Annotated in this window: 16 protein-coding genes and 1 other RNA gene; 10 read left to right on the top strand and 7 right to left on the bottom strand. The window is 45.4% G+C overall.

Features of this window, described 5'->3' with window-relative positions:
- Positions 1-3: 3 nt before the first annotated feature.
- A complete protein-coding gene (srmB, locus tag U0008_RS05030; protein ID WP_043491428.1) occupies positions 4-1,332 on the top strand; it encodes an ATP-dependent RNA helicase SrmB in 1,329 nt (442 codons plus the stop codon).
- A gap of 304 nt (positions 1,333-1,636) precedes the next feature.
- Here srmB and grcA read toward each other — a convergent pair whose 3' ends face one another.
- On the bottom strand, positions 1,637-2,020 hold the full coding sequence (gene grcA / locus U0008_RS05025; protein WP_025800524.1) for an autonomous glycyl radical cofactor GrcA: 384 nt from the start codon (positions 2,018-2,020) through the stop codon (positions 1,637-1,639).
- 381 nt (positions 2,021-2,401) lie between these two features.
- Here grcA and ung point away from each other — a divergent pair, with 381 nt between their 5' ends.
- Complete coding sequence (gene ung, locus U0008_RS05020) at positions 2,402-3,097, top strand: uracil-DNA glycosylase (RefSeq protein WP_025800523.1); 696 nt, start codon at positions 2,402-2,404, stop codon at positions 3,095-3,097.
- Between the two features lie 62 nt (positions 3,098-3,159).
- On the opposite strand, the gene grpE is transcribed toward ung, so the two are convergent.
- On the bottom strand, positions 3,160-3,747 hold the full coding sequence (grpE, locus tag U0008_RS05015; protein ID WP_025800522.1) for a nucleotide exchange factor GrpE: 588 nt from the start codon (positions 3,745-3,747) through the stop codon (positions 3,160-3,162).
- A 123-nt stretch (positions 3,748-3,870) separates the two neighbouring features.
- Here grpE and nadK point away from each other — a divergent pair, with 123 nt between their 5' ends.
- The 3 genes from nadK (at position 3,871) to bamE (ending at position 6,971) form a co-directional block, all read left to right on the top strand.
- The gene (gene nadK / locus U0008_RS05010; protein WP_025800521.1) at positions 3,871-4,749 is read left to right on the top strand and encodes an NAD(+) kinase; all 879 of its coding nucleotides are present in this window, start codon (positions 3,871-3,873) and stop codon (positions 4,747-4,749) included.
- A 97-nt stretch (positions 4,750-4,846) separates the two neighbouring features.
- Positions 4,847-6,508 (top strand): DNA repair protein RecN, encoded by a 1,662-nt coding sequence (gene recN / locus U0008_RS05005; RefSeq protein WP_043491425.1) that lies wholly within the window; start codon positions 4,847-4,849, stop codon positions 6,506-6,508.
- Positions 6,509-6,620: 112 nt separating this feature from the next.
- Positions 6,621-6,971 carry an outer membrane protein assembly factor BamE gene (gene bamE, locus U0008_RS05000; protein WP_040046809.1) on the top strand — a complete coding sequence of 117 codons (351 nt, stop codon included), beginning with the start codon at positions 6,621-6,623 and terminating at the stop codon, positions 6,969-6,971.
- A gap of 59 nt (positions 6,972-7,030) precedes the next feature.
- Here bamE and U0008_RS04995 read toward each other — a convergent pair whose 3' ends face one another.
- The gene (locus U0008_RS04995; protein ID WP_043491423.1) at positions 7,031-7,315 is read right to left on the bottom strand and encodes an RnfH family protein; all 285 of its coding nucleotides are present in this window, start codon (positions 7,313-7,315) and stop codon (positions 7,031-7,033) included.
- Positions 7,308-7,742 carry a type II toxin-antitoxin system RatA family toxin gene (locus tag U0008_RS04990; RefSeq protein WP_025800517.1) on the bottom strand — a complete coding sequence of 145 codons (435 nt, stop codon included), beginning with the start codon at positions 7,740-7,742 and terminating at the stop codon, positions 7,308-7,310. Before U0008_RS04990 ends, U0008_RS04995 begins: the two co-directional genes overlap by 8 nt.
- 157 nt (positions 7,743-7,899) lie before the next feature.
- Between U0008_RS04990 and smpB the strand changes: the two genes are divergently transcribed.
- From smpB to U0008_RS04970, 4 genes are all read left to right on the top strand, one after another.
- Positions 7,900-8,382, top strand: a complete 483-nt coding sequence (gene smpB, locus U0008_RS04985) for an SsrA-binding protein SmpB (RefSeq protein ID WP_025800516.1) — start codon at positions 7,900-7,902, stop codon at positions 8,380-8,382.
- A 49-nt stretch (positions 8,383-8,431) separates the two neighbouring features.
- Positions 8,432-8,795: a transfer-messenger RNA gene (ssrA, locus tag U0008_RS04980) on the top strand.
- Positions 8,796-8,998: 203 nt separating this feature from the next.
- Positions 8,999-10,240, top strand: a complete 1,242-nt coding sequence (locus U0008_RS04975; protein ID WP_038416539.1) for an integrase — start codon at positions 8,999-9,001, stop codon at positions 10,238-10,240.
- 200 nt (positions 10,241-10,440) lie between these two features.
- The gene (locus U0008_RS04970) at positions 10,441-10,914 is read left to right on the top strand and encodes a hypothetical protein (protein WP_032733613.1); all 474 of its coding nucleotides are present in this window, start codon (positions 10,441-10,443) and stop codon (positions 10,912-10,914) included.
- Between the two features lie 87 nt (positions 10,915-11,001).
- Here the strand turns inward: U0008_RS04970 and U0008_RS04965 are convergent, their stop codons facing one another.
- From U0008_RS04965 to U0008_RS04955, 3 genes are all read right to left on the bottom strand, one after another.
- Positions 11,002-11,679 carry an inovirus Gp2 family protein gene (locus U0008_RS04965; protein WP_038416540.1) on the bottom strand — a complete coding sequence of 226 codons (678 nt, stop codon included), beginning with the start codon at positions 11,677-11,679 and terminating at the stop codon, positions 11,002-11,004.
- Between the two features lie 251 nt (positions 11,680-11,930).
- Positions 11,931-13,439 carry a DUF3987 domain-containing protein gene (locus U0008_RS04960; RefSeq protein WP_038416541.1) on the bottom strand — a complete coding sequence of 503 codons (1,509 nt, stop codon included), beginning with the start codon at positions 13,437-13,439 and terminating at the stop codon, positions 11,931-11,933.
- Positions 13,440-13,469: 30 nt separating this feature from the next.
- Positions 13,470-13,691 (bottom strand): helix-turn-helix transcriptional regulator, encoded by a 222-nt coding sequence (locus tag U0008_RS04955; RefSeq protein ID WP_043491420.1) that lies wholly within the window; start codon positions 13,689-13,691, stop codon positions 13,470-13,472.
- 24 nt (positions 13,692-13,715) lie between these two features.
- Here U0008_RS04955 and U0008_RS04950 point away from each other — a divergent pair, with 24 nt between their 5' ends.
- Positions 13,716-15,635 carry a hypothetical protein gene (locus U0008_RS04950; protein WP_130951943.1) on the top strand — a complete coding sequence of 640 codons (1,920 nt, stop codon included), beginning with the start codon at positions 13,716-13,718 and terminating at the stop codon, positions 15,633-15,635.
- Positions 15,636-15,757 lie beyond the last annotated feature (122 nt).

The following is a 15,757-nucleotide window of genomic DNA, read 5'->3' as shown; positions in this document are numbered from 1 at the left end:
ACCATGACAGCAAGCAATTTTTCCGAACTCGAACTCGATGAACGCCTACTCGACGCATTGCGCGATAAAGGCTATGACCGCCCGACAGCTATCCAAGCTGCCGCCATTCCTCCGGCAATGGACGGTCGCGACGTTCTGGGCTCCGCGCCTACCGGAACCGGGAAAACCGTCGCCTATTTGCTGCCAGTGTTGCAGCACCTGCTCGACTTCCCGCGCAAGAAATCCGGCCCACCGCGCATTTTGGTGTTGACCCCAACGCGTGAACTGGCAATGCAGGTTGCCGAGCAAGCCATTGAATTGGCAAAACACACAAATTTAGACATTGCGACCATCACCGGTGGCGTTGCCTATATGAACCACGCTGAAGTATTCAGCGAAAATCAGGACATCGTGGTAGCAACCACCGGTCGTCTGCTGCAATACATCAAAGAAGAAAACTTCGATTGCCGCGCGGTTGAAACCCTGATCCTTGATGAAGCAGACCGCATGCTAGACATGGGCTTTGCACAAGATATCGAAACTATCGCAGCAGAAACTCGCTGGCGCAAACAAACCATGCTGTTCTCTGCAACGCTGGAAGGCGATGCGATTAAAGAGTTCTCTGAGCGTCTGTTGCAGGAGCCGGTTGAAATTGAAGCCGACCCATCGCGCCGCGAACGTAAAAAGATCCAGCAATGGTACTACCGTGCCGATACCCTTGAGCATAAGACCAAGCTGCTGTGTCATCTGCTAAAAGAGCCCGAAGTCACCAAATCCGTGATCTTCGTACGCAAGCGTGAACGTGTTCATGAGCTGGTAAGCTGGCTACGCGAAGCCGGCATCAACTCCTGCTACCTAGAAGGTGAAATGGTACAGGCCAAACGTAACGAAGCCATGAAGCGTATGCTCGATGGTCGCGTAAACGTTCTGGTTGCTACCGACGTTGCCGCGCGTGGCTTGGATATTCCTGATATCAGCCACGTGTTCAACTTCGACATGCCGCGCACCGCAGATACCTATCTGCACCGTATTGGCCGTACAGGCCGTGCGGGTCGCAAAGGCATCGCAATTTCGCTGGTTGAAGCACACGACCATTTGCTGTTGGGCAAAATTAGCCGCTACGTTGAAGAGCAGATTAAGTCACGCGTCGTTGACGAGTTGCGCCCGACAACCAAAACGCCTAGCGAAAAGAACAAAGGTAAGCCTTCTAAAAAGACGCTGCTCAAGCGCCAAGAGAAAAAGGCTGAAGAGAAGAAAGATAAAAAGGTAAAAGTGCGCCATCGCGACAGCAAAAATGTCGGGAAACGCCGTAAGTCTAAAGAAGCTGAACAGCCGACCAAGACCGAAGAATAAATCAGCACACCGACAAAAAAACCGCCTTTATCGGCGGTTTTTTTTCGTCTTAAGCTTAGAGAATATCCCGCTCATATAAAAAAGCACGCAGCATTATGATATTTCCATTTTTCATTTCAGGCGCTTAACTTATTTGTCGCTATATAATACTAACACCATGAAATAGAATGATAATAATACCAATTATGAGATTGCTACTCATGATGATATTTTGCACGGCTAAGCAAAAATCGCTTCGCTATCAGACGTAAAAAAGGAGCCTTTCGGCTCCTTTTTGCTATTTCTTTATGCCTTTAGCCTAAACTTACAGGCTCTCGGTAAAGGTACGAGCAATAACGTCACGCTGCTGTTCTGGAGTCAGTGAGTTGAAACGCACTGCATAGCCAGACACACGAATAGTCAGCTGTGGATATTTTTCTGGGTGCTTAACAGCATCTTCCAGAGTTTCACGGCGCAGAACGTTAACGTTCAGATGCTGACCGCCTTCCACACGTACAGTTGGTTTGATGTCCAAAGGTACTTCGCGATATTCAATTTTTCCCAGTTCGCTTACTGCAACGATCTGGTCTTCTGCGTAGCCTGCTTTTGCACATACACAACGTGCTTCGTTTTTATCTGTATCGAGCAGCCAGAAAGAGTTCATCAGGTCTGCATTATCAGCTTTAGTGATCTGAATACCTTGAATCATTTGTTGCCTCCGTCAATAGAGCAAAAAAATCTGGGATTAATTTCTTAGTTTACGGCCTTAACTTCGGCCATTTGGTAAAACCAATGTTGTCTTGATGTTTTATATACCAGTATAGAGTGGGGTTTTCTTTGATTTAAATCAATTTTTTAAAGGTGTCAATTTTACCAATTTGGGCAAATTTATGTTTTACATCAAATTTACCCCTCTAGAGAGGCTTTTTCTATTTTTGTAAATTTTCAAAAAAAATTTAATTTACGCACAAAAAAACATCACTTTTGACTGTTTTCTGAAATGGCTAAATTTTCATCATGGTTTAAATTCATCACCTGAAACGGTAAGCTACGACAAAATAATTTCCGTATAAACAAAGAGGAAGTGCAGATGACTTCTCCACAAAACTGGCACGACGTCATCGGTGCCGAGAAAGAAAAACCCTACTTTCACGACACGCTCGCTTTTGTCGCCGCAGAGCGCCTAGCCGGTAAGACCATTTATCCACCGCAGAAAGACGTGTTTAATGCCTTCCGTTTTACGGAATTTAACGATGTGAAAGTCGTGATCTTAGGCCAAGACCCCTATCACGGCCCCAATCAGGCTCACGGTCTCTCCTTCTCGGTGCGTCCTGGCATCCCTGCGCCGCCTTCGTTAATGAATATGTATAAAGAGCTCAAAACCGATATCGAAGGTTTCGAGATTCCTCAGCACGGCTATCTAAAAAGCTGGGCTGAACAAGGGGTTTTACTGCTTAATACGGTATTAACCGTTGAACGCGGCCAAGCGCATTCACACGCGAAGCTCGGCTGGGAAACGTTCACCGACAAAGTGGTCGCCGCGCTAAATGAACATCGCTCAGGGATTGTCTTCCTGCTATGGGGCGCACACGCGCAAAAGAAAGGCAGCATTATTGATACCCAGCGCCATCGCGTCTTAAAAGCCCCGCACCCTTCGCCACTGTCGGCCCATCGCGGCTTTTTAGGCTGCCATCACTTCTCACAAACCAATCAATTGTTGATTGAACAAGGTTTCGCGCCTATTGATTGGCAGCCACGTTTGCCAGAGAGCGGCAGCGAAGAGTAAGTTTCAGGCGAAAAAAAACCAGTCAATCGACTGGTTTTTTATTTTCGGAAAAGACGTCAGGATCACGCTTTCGCTTTAGATACCGCAACCATCGCTGGACGAATCAAACGACCGTTCAAGGTATAACCTTTCTGCATAACCATCATGACGTGGTTAGGCTCGTGTTGTTCAGACTCCATTAGCGTCATCGCCTGATGCACTTCTGGATTAAACGGAACGTTCACTTCACCCACCTGCTCTACGCCAAATTTACGCACCACATCCAGCATGGATTTCAGCGTTAATTCGATACCTTCAATCATAGAGGTCAGTTCTGGGTTAGATTTATCAGCCAGATCCAGCGCACGCTCCAGATTATCAATCACTGGCAGCAGTTCGTTAGAGAACTTTTCTAAAGCGAACTTATGCGCTTTTTCAACGTCTTGCTCAGCACGACGGCGAATATTATCCGCTTCTGCGCGGGCACGCATGACAGAATCACGCTCACGCTGAGCGGCTTCCTGCAACTGAGCTTCTAATTCGGCAATACGCTCATCGCGCGTATCAACGACGTCCGCCGCATCGACCTGAGCCTGTTCGTGCTGCTCTTGTCCGTTTTCCATTTCTTGTGAGGCTTGCTCATTCGACATGTTCTGTTCTTTACTACTCATGAAATTCTCCGCGGTTTGGCATTAATCTCGCTACTTGGCTTATTATGGGGATGAAAGCTGGCGATTCAAGAGAACCGCGCATAATGAGAGCCATTAAATTGCGCTCGGTAGGAAAACCACCGTATGAATAAAAAATTTGAATGTATCGGTCTGGTCGGTCACCCGCGTCATCCTGCCGCGCTGGCCACGCACGAAATGCTATTTCACTGGCTTGTCAGCAAAGGCTATCCGGTGATCGTTGAGCATCAAATTGCGCACGATCTAAAACTTGAAAACGCCGAAACAGGCAGCTTGGCGGATATAGGCCAAAAAGCCGATCTCGCCGTTGTGGTTGGCGGCGATGGAAATATGCTCGGTGCAGCCCGCATTCTGGCGCGTTATGATATCAAAGTGATTGGCGTAAACCGTGGAAATCTTGGTTTTCTTACCGACTTAGATCCCGACAATGCCAAACAACAGCTCTCAGACGTTCTCGACGGCGAATATTTTAGCGAACAACGTTTTTTACTTGAAGTGCAAGTTTGCCGCGAGCAACAACAAAGACGCATGAGCACCGCCATCAATGAAGTGGTTTTGCATCCAGGCAAAGTCGCGCATATGATTGAATTTGAAGTTTATATCAATGAAAACTTTGCATTCTCTCAGCGTTCTGATGGACTGATTATCTCTACGCCGACGGGCTCTACCGCATATTCATTGTCTGCTGGAGGGCCTATTCTGACGCCAACACTGGATGCCATTGCGTTGGTTCCCATGTTCCCACACACCCTCTCAGCTCGCCCGCTGGTTATTGATAGCAACAGCAAAATTCACTTACGGTTTAGCCATTTCAGCAACGACCTAGAAATCAGCTGCGACAGCCAGATTGCGCTACCGATCCAGCAAGGTGAAGAGGTCATGATTCAGCGAAGTCAATTCCACCTGAACCTTATTCATCCAAAAGACTACAACTATTTCAATACATTAAGCACGAAACTAGGATGGTCGAAAAAACTTTTCTGAACAGAATAATTTTTTGCGTTAGCTACTTTACTGTATAAAAAACCAGTTTATACTGTAGTTAAATACAGTTATGTGATTCCGTACAGGGGAATTTCGAATGCTGACGCAGCTGACCATTTCTAACTTTGCTATTGTTCGTGAACTTGAAATTGACTTCCAGCGTGGAATGACTGCCATCACCGGCGAAACAGGCGCGGGTAAGTCGATTGCTATTGATGCGCTAGGTTTATGCCTTGGAGGGCGCTCAGAGGCCGCTATGGTGCGTTTAAACACGCCTAGAGCCGATATTTGCGCACGCTTCTCTCTGGCAGATACGCCGTCAGCACGACAGTGGCTTGAACAAAATCAGCTAGATGACAGCAATGAATGCCTGCTACGACGCGTTATCAGCGCCGACGGGCGTTCCCGCGGATTTATCAATGGCACCGCGGTTCCTCTTTCACAGCTACGCGAACTTGGCCAACATCTGATTCAGATTCATGGCCAGCATGCGCATCAGTTGCTGCTCAAGTCCGAGCACCAAAAACACCTGCTCGATGCCTATAGCAACCAATCTGAGCTATTAGCAGAAATGCAAGCCGCCTATCGCCAATGGCATCACAGCTGCCGTCTGCTGGCTCACCATCAAAAGCAGGTTGCCGAACGTGAGTCGCGCAAACAGCTACTGCAATATCAGCTCAAGGAACTCAATGAGTTTGCTCCCCAGCCCGGAGAGTATGAGCAGATCGATGAGGAGTATAAGCGCCAAGCCAATAGCGGTCAGCTTCAGACCATCAGCCAGCGCGCATTAAACATGCTGTCTGATGCCGACGATGGCAATATTCTCAGCCTGCTGCACAGCGCAAAACAAAACGTGTCTGAGCTGATTAGCTACGACAGCCAGTTTTCGCCTCTGCTAGATATGCTGGAAGAAGCTTCAATTCAAATATCTGAAGCCAGCAATGAACTGCGCCATTACGGCGATACGATTGATATGGATCCTGCTCGGCTTTATGAGTTAGAACAGCGGATATCCCGCCAAATTGCGCTGGCGCGTAAACACCATGTTACGCCAGAAGAACTGCCTCAGTTTTATCAACAGCTTTTGGACGAGCAGCAGTCACTTAGCCAACAGGAGAGCGATCAAGAACAGTTGGCTGAGAACGTACACAAACATCATGAGTACGCGCTTTCGCTCGCCCAGCAGTTGCACCAACAGCGGGTGAATTTCGCTCAAGAGCTTTCTCAGCTCATTACACACAGCATGCATGAACTCTCTATGCCTCATGGACAGTTTGCAATTGATGTTAATTTCATGCCAGAAGCACTCACCGCAGATGGCGCAGACCGCATTGAATTTAGCGTAACCACCAACCCTGGCCAACCACTCCAAGCATTAGCTAAAGTGGCTTCTGGTGGTGAACTCTCACGTATTGCGTTAGCGATTCAGGTCATCACCGCCCAGAAAATGGATACGCCTGCGCTTATCTTTGACGAAGTGGATGTGGGGATCAGTGGGCCAACTGCCGCTATCGTTGGAAAAATGCTGCGCCAGCTTGGCGAATCAACGCAGGTCATGTGTGTCACCCACTTACCTCAGGTCGCCGGATGTGGGCACCAGCATTTTTATGTCAGCAAGCACACTGATGGTTCTGAAACTGAAACAACCATGCAATCATTGGATAAAAAAGCCCGTTTGCAAGAGCTGGCGCGGCTGTTAGGGGGAAGTGAAGTGACGCGCAACACGCTGGCAAATGCAAAAGAACTGCTTGCCGCATAAAAAACATCAACTTTTTTTGATTCCTGAGGTCATATTGGAGTCTGTTGAGGTTTCCAACTGTTGCAAGGTCGATTATCATCGGCAACCTATGTCCAAAAGGAATGAGATTACTATGCGTTGTAAAATGCTGACTGCCGCTGCTGTGGTTATGGTTACGCTAACCGCAGGCTGTTCAACCTTTGAAAAAGTGGTATACCGTCCTGACATCAATCAGGGAAACTACCTGACTGCTGCTGACGTAGCCAAAATTCACAGAGGGATGACGCAGCAACAAGTCGCCTACACGCTAGGTACACCAATGCTGCAAGATCCGTTTGGAACCAGCACATGGTTCTACGTGTTCCGCCAACAGCCAGGGCATGAGGCCGTGTCTCAAGAGACGCTGACCCTAACCTTTGATGGCAGTGGTCTTCTGACCGGAATTGAAAACACCAAGAAGCTTCCTGAAAGTAAAGAAGACTGATCAGCGCCGTGAATACGGCTGGTGTAAGATACCCTTAAAAAATAAGGCGCATACGCGCCTTATTTTTTTGCTCTTTCAGCCCGTAAACGGCGTAGCTCTTTAGGGTCTGCAAGCAATGGACGATAGATCTCTACCCTATCACCTTCATGCACCTTATCTGATAATTTGACCGCGCGGCTGTAAATCCCAACCTTGTTTTTCGTTAGGTCAATTTCAGTACGCAATGCTAACAAGCCAGATTTTTGAATCGCCTGCTCGACGTTGGCACCTTCAGATAACTTAATGCGACGAAGATATTGGCGCTCAGGCAAGGCATACACCACCTCCACATTGATATCAGGCACTGTAGACCTCTTTTGCTCGTGAAGTAAAAGCCTGAACCATATTCCCCGCCAGCTCTTTAAACACCTTACCAAATGCCAGTTCAACCAGCTTATTAGTAAACTCAAAGTCGAGATGCAGCTCAACTTTACACGCATCATCGCTTAACGGGATAAAATGCCAGCCACCCAGTAACTTACGGAATGGTCCATCTACAAGCTGCATTTTAATGCTACTGCTATCAGCCAACGTATTATGAGTCGTAAACGTTTTGCTTATCCCTGCTTTTGAGACATCAACAGCAGCTGTCATCGAGTTTGGCCCTGATTCTAAAACACGACTTCCGACACAACCGGGTAAAAACGCCGGATAGGCAGAAACATCGTTGACCAATTGGTACATTTGCTTGGCGCTAAAAGGCACCAAAGCAGAACGGCTAATCTGTGGCATATCAATTCCTGAGTAACATAAAACGCACAAATAATACCATTTATCTGTGGACAGAGAGAAACGCGTTAAGCACACTGAGCTAATGTATTAAAAAACAACGACAGCTTAGGGTGAAAGGATGTTCATCCCATGACTGGTTCAGTATAATGGCAGCACTATGACAAAGAAAAAAGCACACAAACCCGGTTCAGCAACGATTGCTATGAACAAACGCGCTCGCCACGAATACTTCATCGAAGAAGAGATCGAGGCGGGGTTGGCGCTGCAAGGCTGGGAAGTTAAGTCGCTGCGCGCAGGTAAAGCTAATATCGCCGATAGCTACGTAACTTTCCGCGACGGCGAAGCATACCTCTTTGGCGCAACTATTCAGCCTCTTAATGTGGCATCAACGCACGTGGTATGCGACCCAACACGTACTCGCAAACTGCTACTGAAAAAGCGTGAATTAGAAACGCTGTTCGGAAAAGTTAGCCGAGATGGTTTTACCGTTGTCGCGCTGTCTCTTTACTGGAAAAATGCTTGGTCCAAAGTCAAAATTGGGCTCGCAAAAGGTAAAAAAGAGCACGACAAACGCGATGACATTAAAGATCGTGAGTGGAAATTAGACAAAGCACGTATTATGAAGAACTCAAACCGCTAAGCTACTGGCTTTACGGATATATTTTCTGATACAATGCACGATAGTACTTGGGGCTGATTCTGGATTCGACGGGATTTGCGAAGCCCAAGGAGCATGCCGAGGGGCGGTTTGCCTCGTAAAAAGCCGCAAAAAAATAGTCGCAAACGACGAAAACTACGCACTAGCAGCTTAATAACCTGCTCAGAGCCCTCTCTCCCTAGCCTCCGCTCTTAGGACGGGGATCAAGAGAGGTCAAAACCAAAAGAGATCGTGTGGATACCTTGCTTGGGGTTGAAGCATTAAATCTAATCAAGCTAGTTTATTAGTAGCGTGTCTGTCCGCAGCTGGTAGGCGAATGTAAAGACTAGACTAAGCATGTAGTGCCGACGGTGTAGTAATTTCGGACGGGGGTTCAAATCCCCCCAGCTCCACCAAAATTCTCCATCGGTGATTACCAGAGTCATCCGATGAAGTCCTAAGAGCCCGCACGGCGCAAGCCCTGCGGGCTTTTTTGTGCCCTCAATTTGTCCCGCGAAGTCCGAAGAGAACTGATTAAATCCGAACCTTTTAGGCCCATTGATAGGCCCAACGAAAAGCTCTATTGTTTTCGTTGGGCCTAAACGCATGGAGACTCCCCATGGCAAGAAAAACCAAGCCGTTAACCGATACGGAAATCAAAGCCGCCAAACCTAAAGATGCCGATTACCAGCTGTATGATGGTGACGGGCTTACTCTGTTAATCAAGTCCAGCGGTAGTAAGCTCTGGCAGTTCCGTTACTATCGACCTCTGACCAAGCAGCGAACCAAGCAGAGCTTCGGAGCCTACCCAGCCGTCTCCCTTTCTGATGCGCGTAAACTCAGAGCTGAATCTCGAGTTTTGTTGGCAAAAGATATTGATCCTCAGGAACACCAGAAAGAACAGGTGAGGAATTCTCAAGAGGCCAAAACCAACACCTTCTTGTTAGTTGCCGAGCGTTGGTGGAATGTGAAGAAAGCCAGCGTAACAGAGGACTATGCCGACGATATCTGGCGCTCGCTTGAGAGAGATGTTTTCCCAGCAATCGGTGATATCAGCGTCACTGAGATTAAGGCTCATACTCTAGTTAAAGCTGTTCAGCCGGTACAGGCCAGAGGTGCATTAGAGACTGTTCGCCGCCTTTGTCAGCGTATTAACGAAGTCATGATTTATGCGCAGAACACAGGCCTGATTGATGCAGTTCCCAGTGTAAATATCGGAAAAGCGTTCGAGAAACCGCAAAAGAAAAACATGCCGAGTATCCGTCCGGATCAGCTTCCACAGTTAATGCAAACAATGCGTACAGCAAGTATCAGTATGTCAACGCGGTGCTTGTTCATGTGGCAGCTTCTCACCATTACCCGCCCTGCCGAAGCCGCTGAGGCACGATGGGATGAAATCGATTTCAGTGCTAAAGAATGGAAAATTCCAGCAGCTCGTATGAAGATGAACCGAGACCATACGGTTCCACTATCGGATGAGGCTCTTTCTATTCTGGAAATGATGAAGTCACTCAGTGGTGGCCGAGAGTTTATCTTTCCCAGTCGCATCAAACCAACCCAGCCAATGAACAGCCAAACAGTTAATGCCGCACTTAAGCGTGCTGGCTTAGGAGGCGTACTCGTATCACACGGTTTACGCTCTATCGCTAGTACGGCACTCAATGAGGAAGGATTCCCGCCTGATGTCATTGAAGCAGCACTGGCTCATGTAGACAAAAATGAGGTACGTCGCGCTTACAACCGCAGTGATTACCTTGAGCAACGTCGTCCGATGATGCAGTGGTGGGCTTACTTTGTGAAAAAGGCAGATAGTGGCAGACTCACTGACGTTGAATTAACAACATTAAAGCTCACTGGATAAGACCAATTCTTAATCCACACAAGCGAAAAACAGGAGTGTGCGGTAATGGCGCAATCCTGTTATATAAAGCCTAACTCCCTAGGCTTCACGTATGATTCGACCGGACAGCATTGACTCATACTACGAAGAATAAATCCTAAGGAGCCTGCCATTGGTACGTATGCTTACAAACACTCATATGCTAAATCAGGGGGATAATATTGTTTACCATTGAGACTGCACGTGAAGAGGCGAATAGGTTTCGAAAGATACTCGAAACATGTGATCCGTCAACAACCTACCTTGTACCTCACGGCTTCCCGGTAATGAGTTGCAAGCTTTGCTCAATGTTACTTTCCTTCCACTTTCTGCAATTATGGCCCGAACTGGAATTGAAAGGGGTCACTGGAGTCACCGGTAAAAATGGCGCAATAACTCACTTCTGGCTGGAAGTGGAAGATTACGTTATTGATATCACCGGAGATCAATACAACATCATCAACGCCCGTAAACTAAACGAAAATATCGTAAGAAACAGGCCCTTTATGCCTGTTCACGTCGCTAACCAAAAGGATAGCTATCTCTATAATTTATTTGAAATTAAAGGGAAAGAGCATTTGAGCTATGGCTTTCCGACAATCGGTGATGATTTCATCGATGAGATGGAATGTGATTATCGCCAGCTTGTCAGGTGATGGTGGAAATAGAATCAAGAAATAGATGCAGACCTGCGCTTTATCGGCAAGTCTGCATCATAAGTTCTACCGGCCTTTCAGCTTCCGTCATATAAGCTGGCTTGTGCCAAAGTTGCGATAACCGTCATAGAAGTCTTTGCTGTAGTCTTTGCTCAGATAGGCCACCCGTAGCAAAAAGTCATAATAATCATCACTTAACGTTAACGCATCGTGTCGTGTGAACCAAATGCTGTGGTTCTTCGGAAAATGCGGGAGATAAGCATATTCAGGATAATCAAGCCCAATGGCGCTGCACCAGGCTTTCTGAATACGGGTCCCCATATTATCAGCATCAGATTCAGTGTAATTCCCCAGATAGGCATAAACCTCTTTGTCAAACAGCAGAATCAGATGGTAGTGAGGATGTTCCCCGGTAACACGCTCTCTGGCCCAGATATAGGCGAGTGGCGCAGACTCACCAGCCCTGCCAGAACGCTTGTGCTCTTCCCTTAGCTGACTCTTAAGGGATTCTATAGCCCGAGTGATGGCTTTCTCATCATCTTTCTGAAAGCATGTCGGCATATCTGGCTCTCCTGGCACATGGGACTGAGCAAACCTCAGATCAGCACGTAATGCGAATACCCGGTTATAGTTTTCCAGATAATCAGATATCACAGCAAGTGATCGACGAAGCATATAGCGTGATATCCGGGAGTCATATTTCTTTTCTGCTGCCAGTAGCAGGGATTCAAATTCTTTTTCAGATAACTCATAAGGTAATTTCATAATAAATTACTCAGGTAATATTTGTTGATTAATGGGTAGCAGTGGGCTACCCATGTGATTAGGCGTACAGTTCCTCTCACAGAGATGGATTATCTATGCTGGTATCCAGGCATACGTTGATAAGGATATATATTACATATACCGACTAACCAAAACTAAGAAACGATATTATTCGCGACACTCTAACCCGCAACCAGCTAGGGTTTGCGAGCAATATAACTCGTTGTTAAATCATAAAAATCACTCTGAAGTTATTCAGGTTTAGCCAGCTTGCTCAGTGTCAGTGATCCGGACTGGTGTATTGGCGTATTGGTCTTAGCTGCAAGTTCGACAGGGTTCATTGTTGAACCGATAAATTTGACATAATTGATACCTGCCTCTTCGAATAACTGCACCATTCCTTTCGATTTAAGCTTTTCCAGTGCTGGTATAAGCCGCTCAGAGCATCTGATGGATCCTGGGCCATTTTTGATAATGTCGTTTCTTCTGAAATCGTAAGAGCCATTTTCTACAAGATGCGATTCCAGCCAGAATAATATTTTTTCTTCATCACTAAGTTCTCTTGTGGAATCAATTTTTGTAATGGAATGATTTACAAACCAGTCAGTCAGATTCAAAGCAGACAACAGATTTTCCCTTACAATCTCTGTCGATTCAGGGTCACCAGTAACCTGAAAAATACCTGCAATCCTGAGACTCTGCTCGATAAAACGAGCGGCTATATCATCATAGTGATACAAGGCTCCGCCAGGCTTCATCTGCTGCTGCAAACTCAACGACGTTTCATCCATTAGATCCTGCGCGTCCGGAGCAAGGGTAAGTGCAATATACTCATCGCCATTTTCTCTTCGCTTAACACCGGCGTCCATAAGTTGTGACATGACAGAATACAGCTCCTGAAGCAGGCTTTCATCCCTGGCACTGTGCTCATTGATGGTGTATGGCTTTATAATCTGCTCCATATCTATCATCAGGGTACGAGCCAGCAATCCTGTGAATCTGATACTGGCCCTTTTCCGTTTGCTGGAATTGTCATACGGATGAGGCTGCATCATTAATAAAGATGAAAATACATAATTTTCAATAACAAAGCTTTCCCGTGATACCCTGTTAATGGTGACTTTATCCCAACACCAGAATGTATTGAAAGGTGTGGGGTCGTTGTACAAACTACTCGTATACACACCTGCTGCTTCATCGTTAAAAAGAGCTTTATTCTGATACCCCATCCCGATTTCTTTAGTGAGCGCTTCTCTTGTCGGGTTTGTTAAAATAATGGATTTCCTTACTGGTTTCTGCGGCTGGCGGCTGATACACTCTTCAAGTTTTTTGCGTGTTTCAGCCGTATCTCCCCCCTGACTCAGTGCTTTTTTGTAAAGCTTATTTAATACTTTAAACTCAGCCTGCCAGATAATAACCCTTCGTTCATACTCCTCAAGCTCGACACAATACTCGTCTTCAAATCGCCGCTCCCGTTGCTCAACAGGGATCTTGAGCAACCTGTATATTCTTGACTTACCACTACCAGACCTGGAGAGCAATAACAGATATAACGCCAGAGGAAATCGCTGTTTATTGCCCAACTGAACGCAAAACAGATCCTGGCAGGCTAACCCCAAAAATGCTAATAACGTAACGACGATAATCTCAACCGCCACACCTGTGATGTGGTGTAGGTACAAAGTCCATCGCCTGATATGACGTGGTAGAATATCAAACTTCAGGTTAAGTTCATGATTAATTTCATTTTTGTTGCTCATTGCATCATCCTTTATTTTTTTGCAAAAAAATTAAACGGTTCGGGAAGCGATCCACTCGTCAATAGCAGTAGATCGCCAGCCGACAGAGGCAGCCCCCAGCCGGACCGGTCTGGGGAACTCAGCATCGTAATACCTGGATTTAGGATTCAGTTTTTCGTAGATACTTGAGCGCGAGATCCCAAGAATCGCCGTCAACTCAGTCATGCGCAGGATGCGTTGCGGGTGTGTTTTTGGTGCACTAACGTTCGACATTTTCACTTCTCCTGTTGGATGTCTTTGGCTGGATTAGAAATTTGCCATAGCATCTGGGATAGTGTCCGCGTAGAAAAATGGAAACCAACCGGAGGAAGTTCAGTGGCACATGCATTTGCAAAACTGATGTACGACGTCTGTCAGATTTTGGGAGTATTCAGGGAAGGGAGTAAACAGCGGGATATACGAGCATATGGAAGTTTTTGGCGTCATCAGGCGTTTTTTAATCAGCGCTATAATGAGATAATCGGAATAATTGATAAAGAAAGGGTATTCAGTGAAGAAGAACGTCGTAGTTTGTTCTACAAATACGAAATGTTTTATAATCAAATCATGTCTTATCCCGTGTTCAGCACTCTGACCCGGAGCCAAGTATTCGAACGTTATATTCAGCTCGGGGTTTCTTCATGCTTAGCACTTGATATACACAAAACTTTTAACACCACTAATAACAGCGGATTCTACTTTCATATACATAGTTTTTTGTTGAGTGATCATTGCCCTACACTGGAAAATAATGGAAGGGATATCCTACAAGGAGTGAAAAACTATTTAAGGGATCTTATCAAGTCACCTGACGGGAGTTATAAAAAAGTTTTCAGCCCACTGTCTGAATATATAAGAAATATCAGAAAAAAAAGCACACCTATAAAAACATGGATGAATAGTGCCATTGATGAATGCATCGAATATTCCCAAACAACATTAGACGAGGATGAGTTTAACAAAATTAAAGGTCAGCTGGATGATTTTAAAGTAGCTTACTCTTCGCTTCGAGTCCTGCTGGCTTTGGAACGAAAGATTGGGCTGACTGAACACCTTTCCAGTTTTTACCGAACCCTTTATCAGGTAGAGGGTCTGAATGACAGCTATTATTTGGCATTACATCAATATCTTTATGAATCGAAAAACTTCGATGAGCGGTTGCTGAAATCTTTAATAGAAGAGTTTCAGAAGAAAGCGACCAAACCTTATTCGATAGAGATAAACGAAGATACATGGTTGGATATCAAGGTCATTTGGCATCTTGTTTTCAGTTCTCTTAAAGGTGACGTGTTTTCTGAATTAGATCTGATAGAGTTGGCTATCAACCTTAAAAATTCTCCAGACTCAGTTGTCCTGACACCTTATCTGACGCTATCTAAAATAATACATAATATTTGTATAGACGATTTAAACGAGGCAAATAAAAAAACTAATGCAATGTCAATTAATGAGCTACCTCCAGGTTTTATCTCAGCGGCTATTAGTACTATCAAGTTAGCTCTTAACATCAAATTAAATGGAAATACGATAAAAAATGGAGAGTTACTTTCAGATATAAATACAATTTTAACGTATCGCGGCGTTTTTACTGATCATGTCAATATCGATCGCAAATTTAAACAACCCGATCTGATATTAGTAATGTGTGCCAATAACTTGATAATAATGAGTGCGATAAAACAGTATAATAACATGGTTCAGATGACAAGTTTCTACAACGAGCTTGAACTTTCTGCCATCCACCCACAGTCTATTACAGGTATTCTGGATGAAGTTGAATTTGCATTGGGCAAAATAAATAAACGGCTTGATGAAACCGAGAAAGCTATTAATAGCGAAGAACTGGCCAAGTTAATTATAGATGAGAAAATATTAACCGTTCGGGAGTGCAGACAAAACCTCGTAAGCTATTTGAATGAATTTACATTGTATAACTGCATTCTTAACCTAAATTATATAAAACCTTACCTGACACTGCCTGGGGAGAAGTTGGTGCATATTTCCGGACTTGTCGGTAATTCAGAAGAGCGTGTAATTAAGCGAGAATTTTTAGCTGAGGCTATCAGAATTGTAAATGAGAGAGCAGGGAAAATTAAACCTTTAGCTGAAGGTGAGAAATCTCAAAAAATGGCGCTAATACACGACCTGAGCAGTAAGTGTTTCAAAAATGGTGAGTGACCCCCTTTATCCCTGCTACAACTGCTACATGTAGCAGTTGTAGCAGGAGGCTGTATTTCATTTTTTACATTATCTGCATACAACTCTATGGCATCCATCATAGATCTGTATGAATTGTTGAC

Origin of the sequence: Hafnia alvei, from assembly GCF_034424155.1 — a bacterium.
Lineage (GTDB): Bacteria > Pseudomonadota > Gammaproteobacteria > Enterobacterales > Enterobacteriaceae > Hafnia > Hafnia alvei.
The sequence above is the reverse complement of the archived record's forward strand: the minus strand, read 5'-3'. Positions and strand labels throughout refer to the sequence as shown.

Coding starts and splice junctions, on each gene's coding strand:
- srmB (WP_043491428.1), top strand. CDS start 4: ATGACAGCAAGCAATTTTTCCGAACTCGAACTCGATGAACGCCTACTC.
- grcA (WP_025800524.1), bottom strand. CDS start 2,020: ATGATTCAAGGTATTCAGATCACTAAAGCTGATAATGCAGACCTGATG.
- ung (WP_025800523.1), top strand. CDS start 2,402: ATGACTTCTCCACAAAACTGGCACGACGTCATCGGTGCCGAGAAAGAA.
- grpE (WP_025800522.1), bottom strand. CDS start 3,747: ATGAGTAGTAAAGAACAGAACATGTCGAATGAGCAAGCCTCACAAGAA.
- nadK (WP_025800521.1), top strand. CDS start 3,871: ATGAATAAAAAATTTGAATGTATCGGTCTGGTCGGTCACCCGCGTCAT.
- recN (WP_043491425.1), top strand. CDS start 4,847: ATGCTGACGCAGCTGACCATTTCTAACTTTGCTATTGTTCGTGAACTT.
- bamE (WP_040046809.1), top strand. CDS start 6,621: ATGCGTTGTAAAATGCTGACTGCCGCTGCTGTGGTTATGGTTACGCTA.
- U0008_RS04990 (WP_025800517.1), bottom strand. CDS start 7,742: ATGCCACAGATTAGCCGTTCTGCTTTGGTGCCTTTTAGCGCCAAGCAA.
- smpB (WP_025800516.1), top strand. CDS start 7,900: ATGACAAAGAAAAAAGCACACAAACCCGGTTCAGCAACGATTGCTATG.
- U0008_RS04975 (WP_038416539.1), top strand. CDS start 8,999: ATGGCAAGAAAAACCAAGCCGTTAACCGATACGGAAATCAAAGCCGCC.
- U0008_RS04965 (WP_038416540.1), bottom strand. CDS start 11,679: ATGAAATTACCTTATGAGTTATCTGAAAAAGAATTTGAATCCCTGCTA.
- U0008_RS04960 (WP_038416541.1), bottom strand. CDS start 13,439: ATGAGCAACAAAAATGAAATTAATCATGAACTTAACCTGAAGTTTGAT.
- U0008_RS04955 (WP_043491420.1), bottom strand. CDS start 13,691: ATGTCGAACGTTAGTGCACCAAAAACACACCCGCAACGCATCCTGCGC.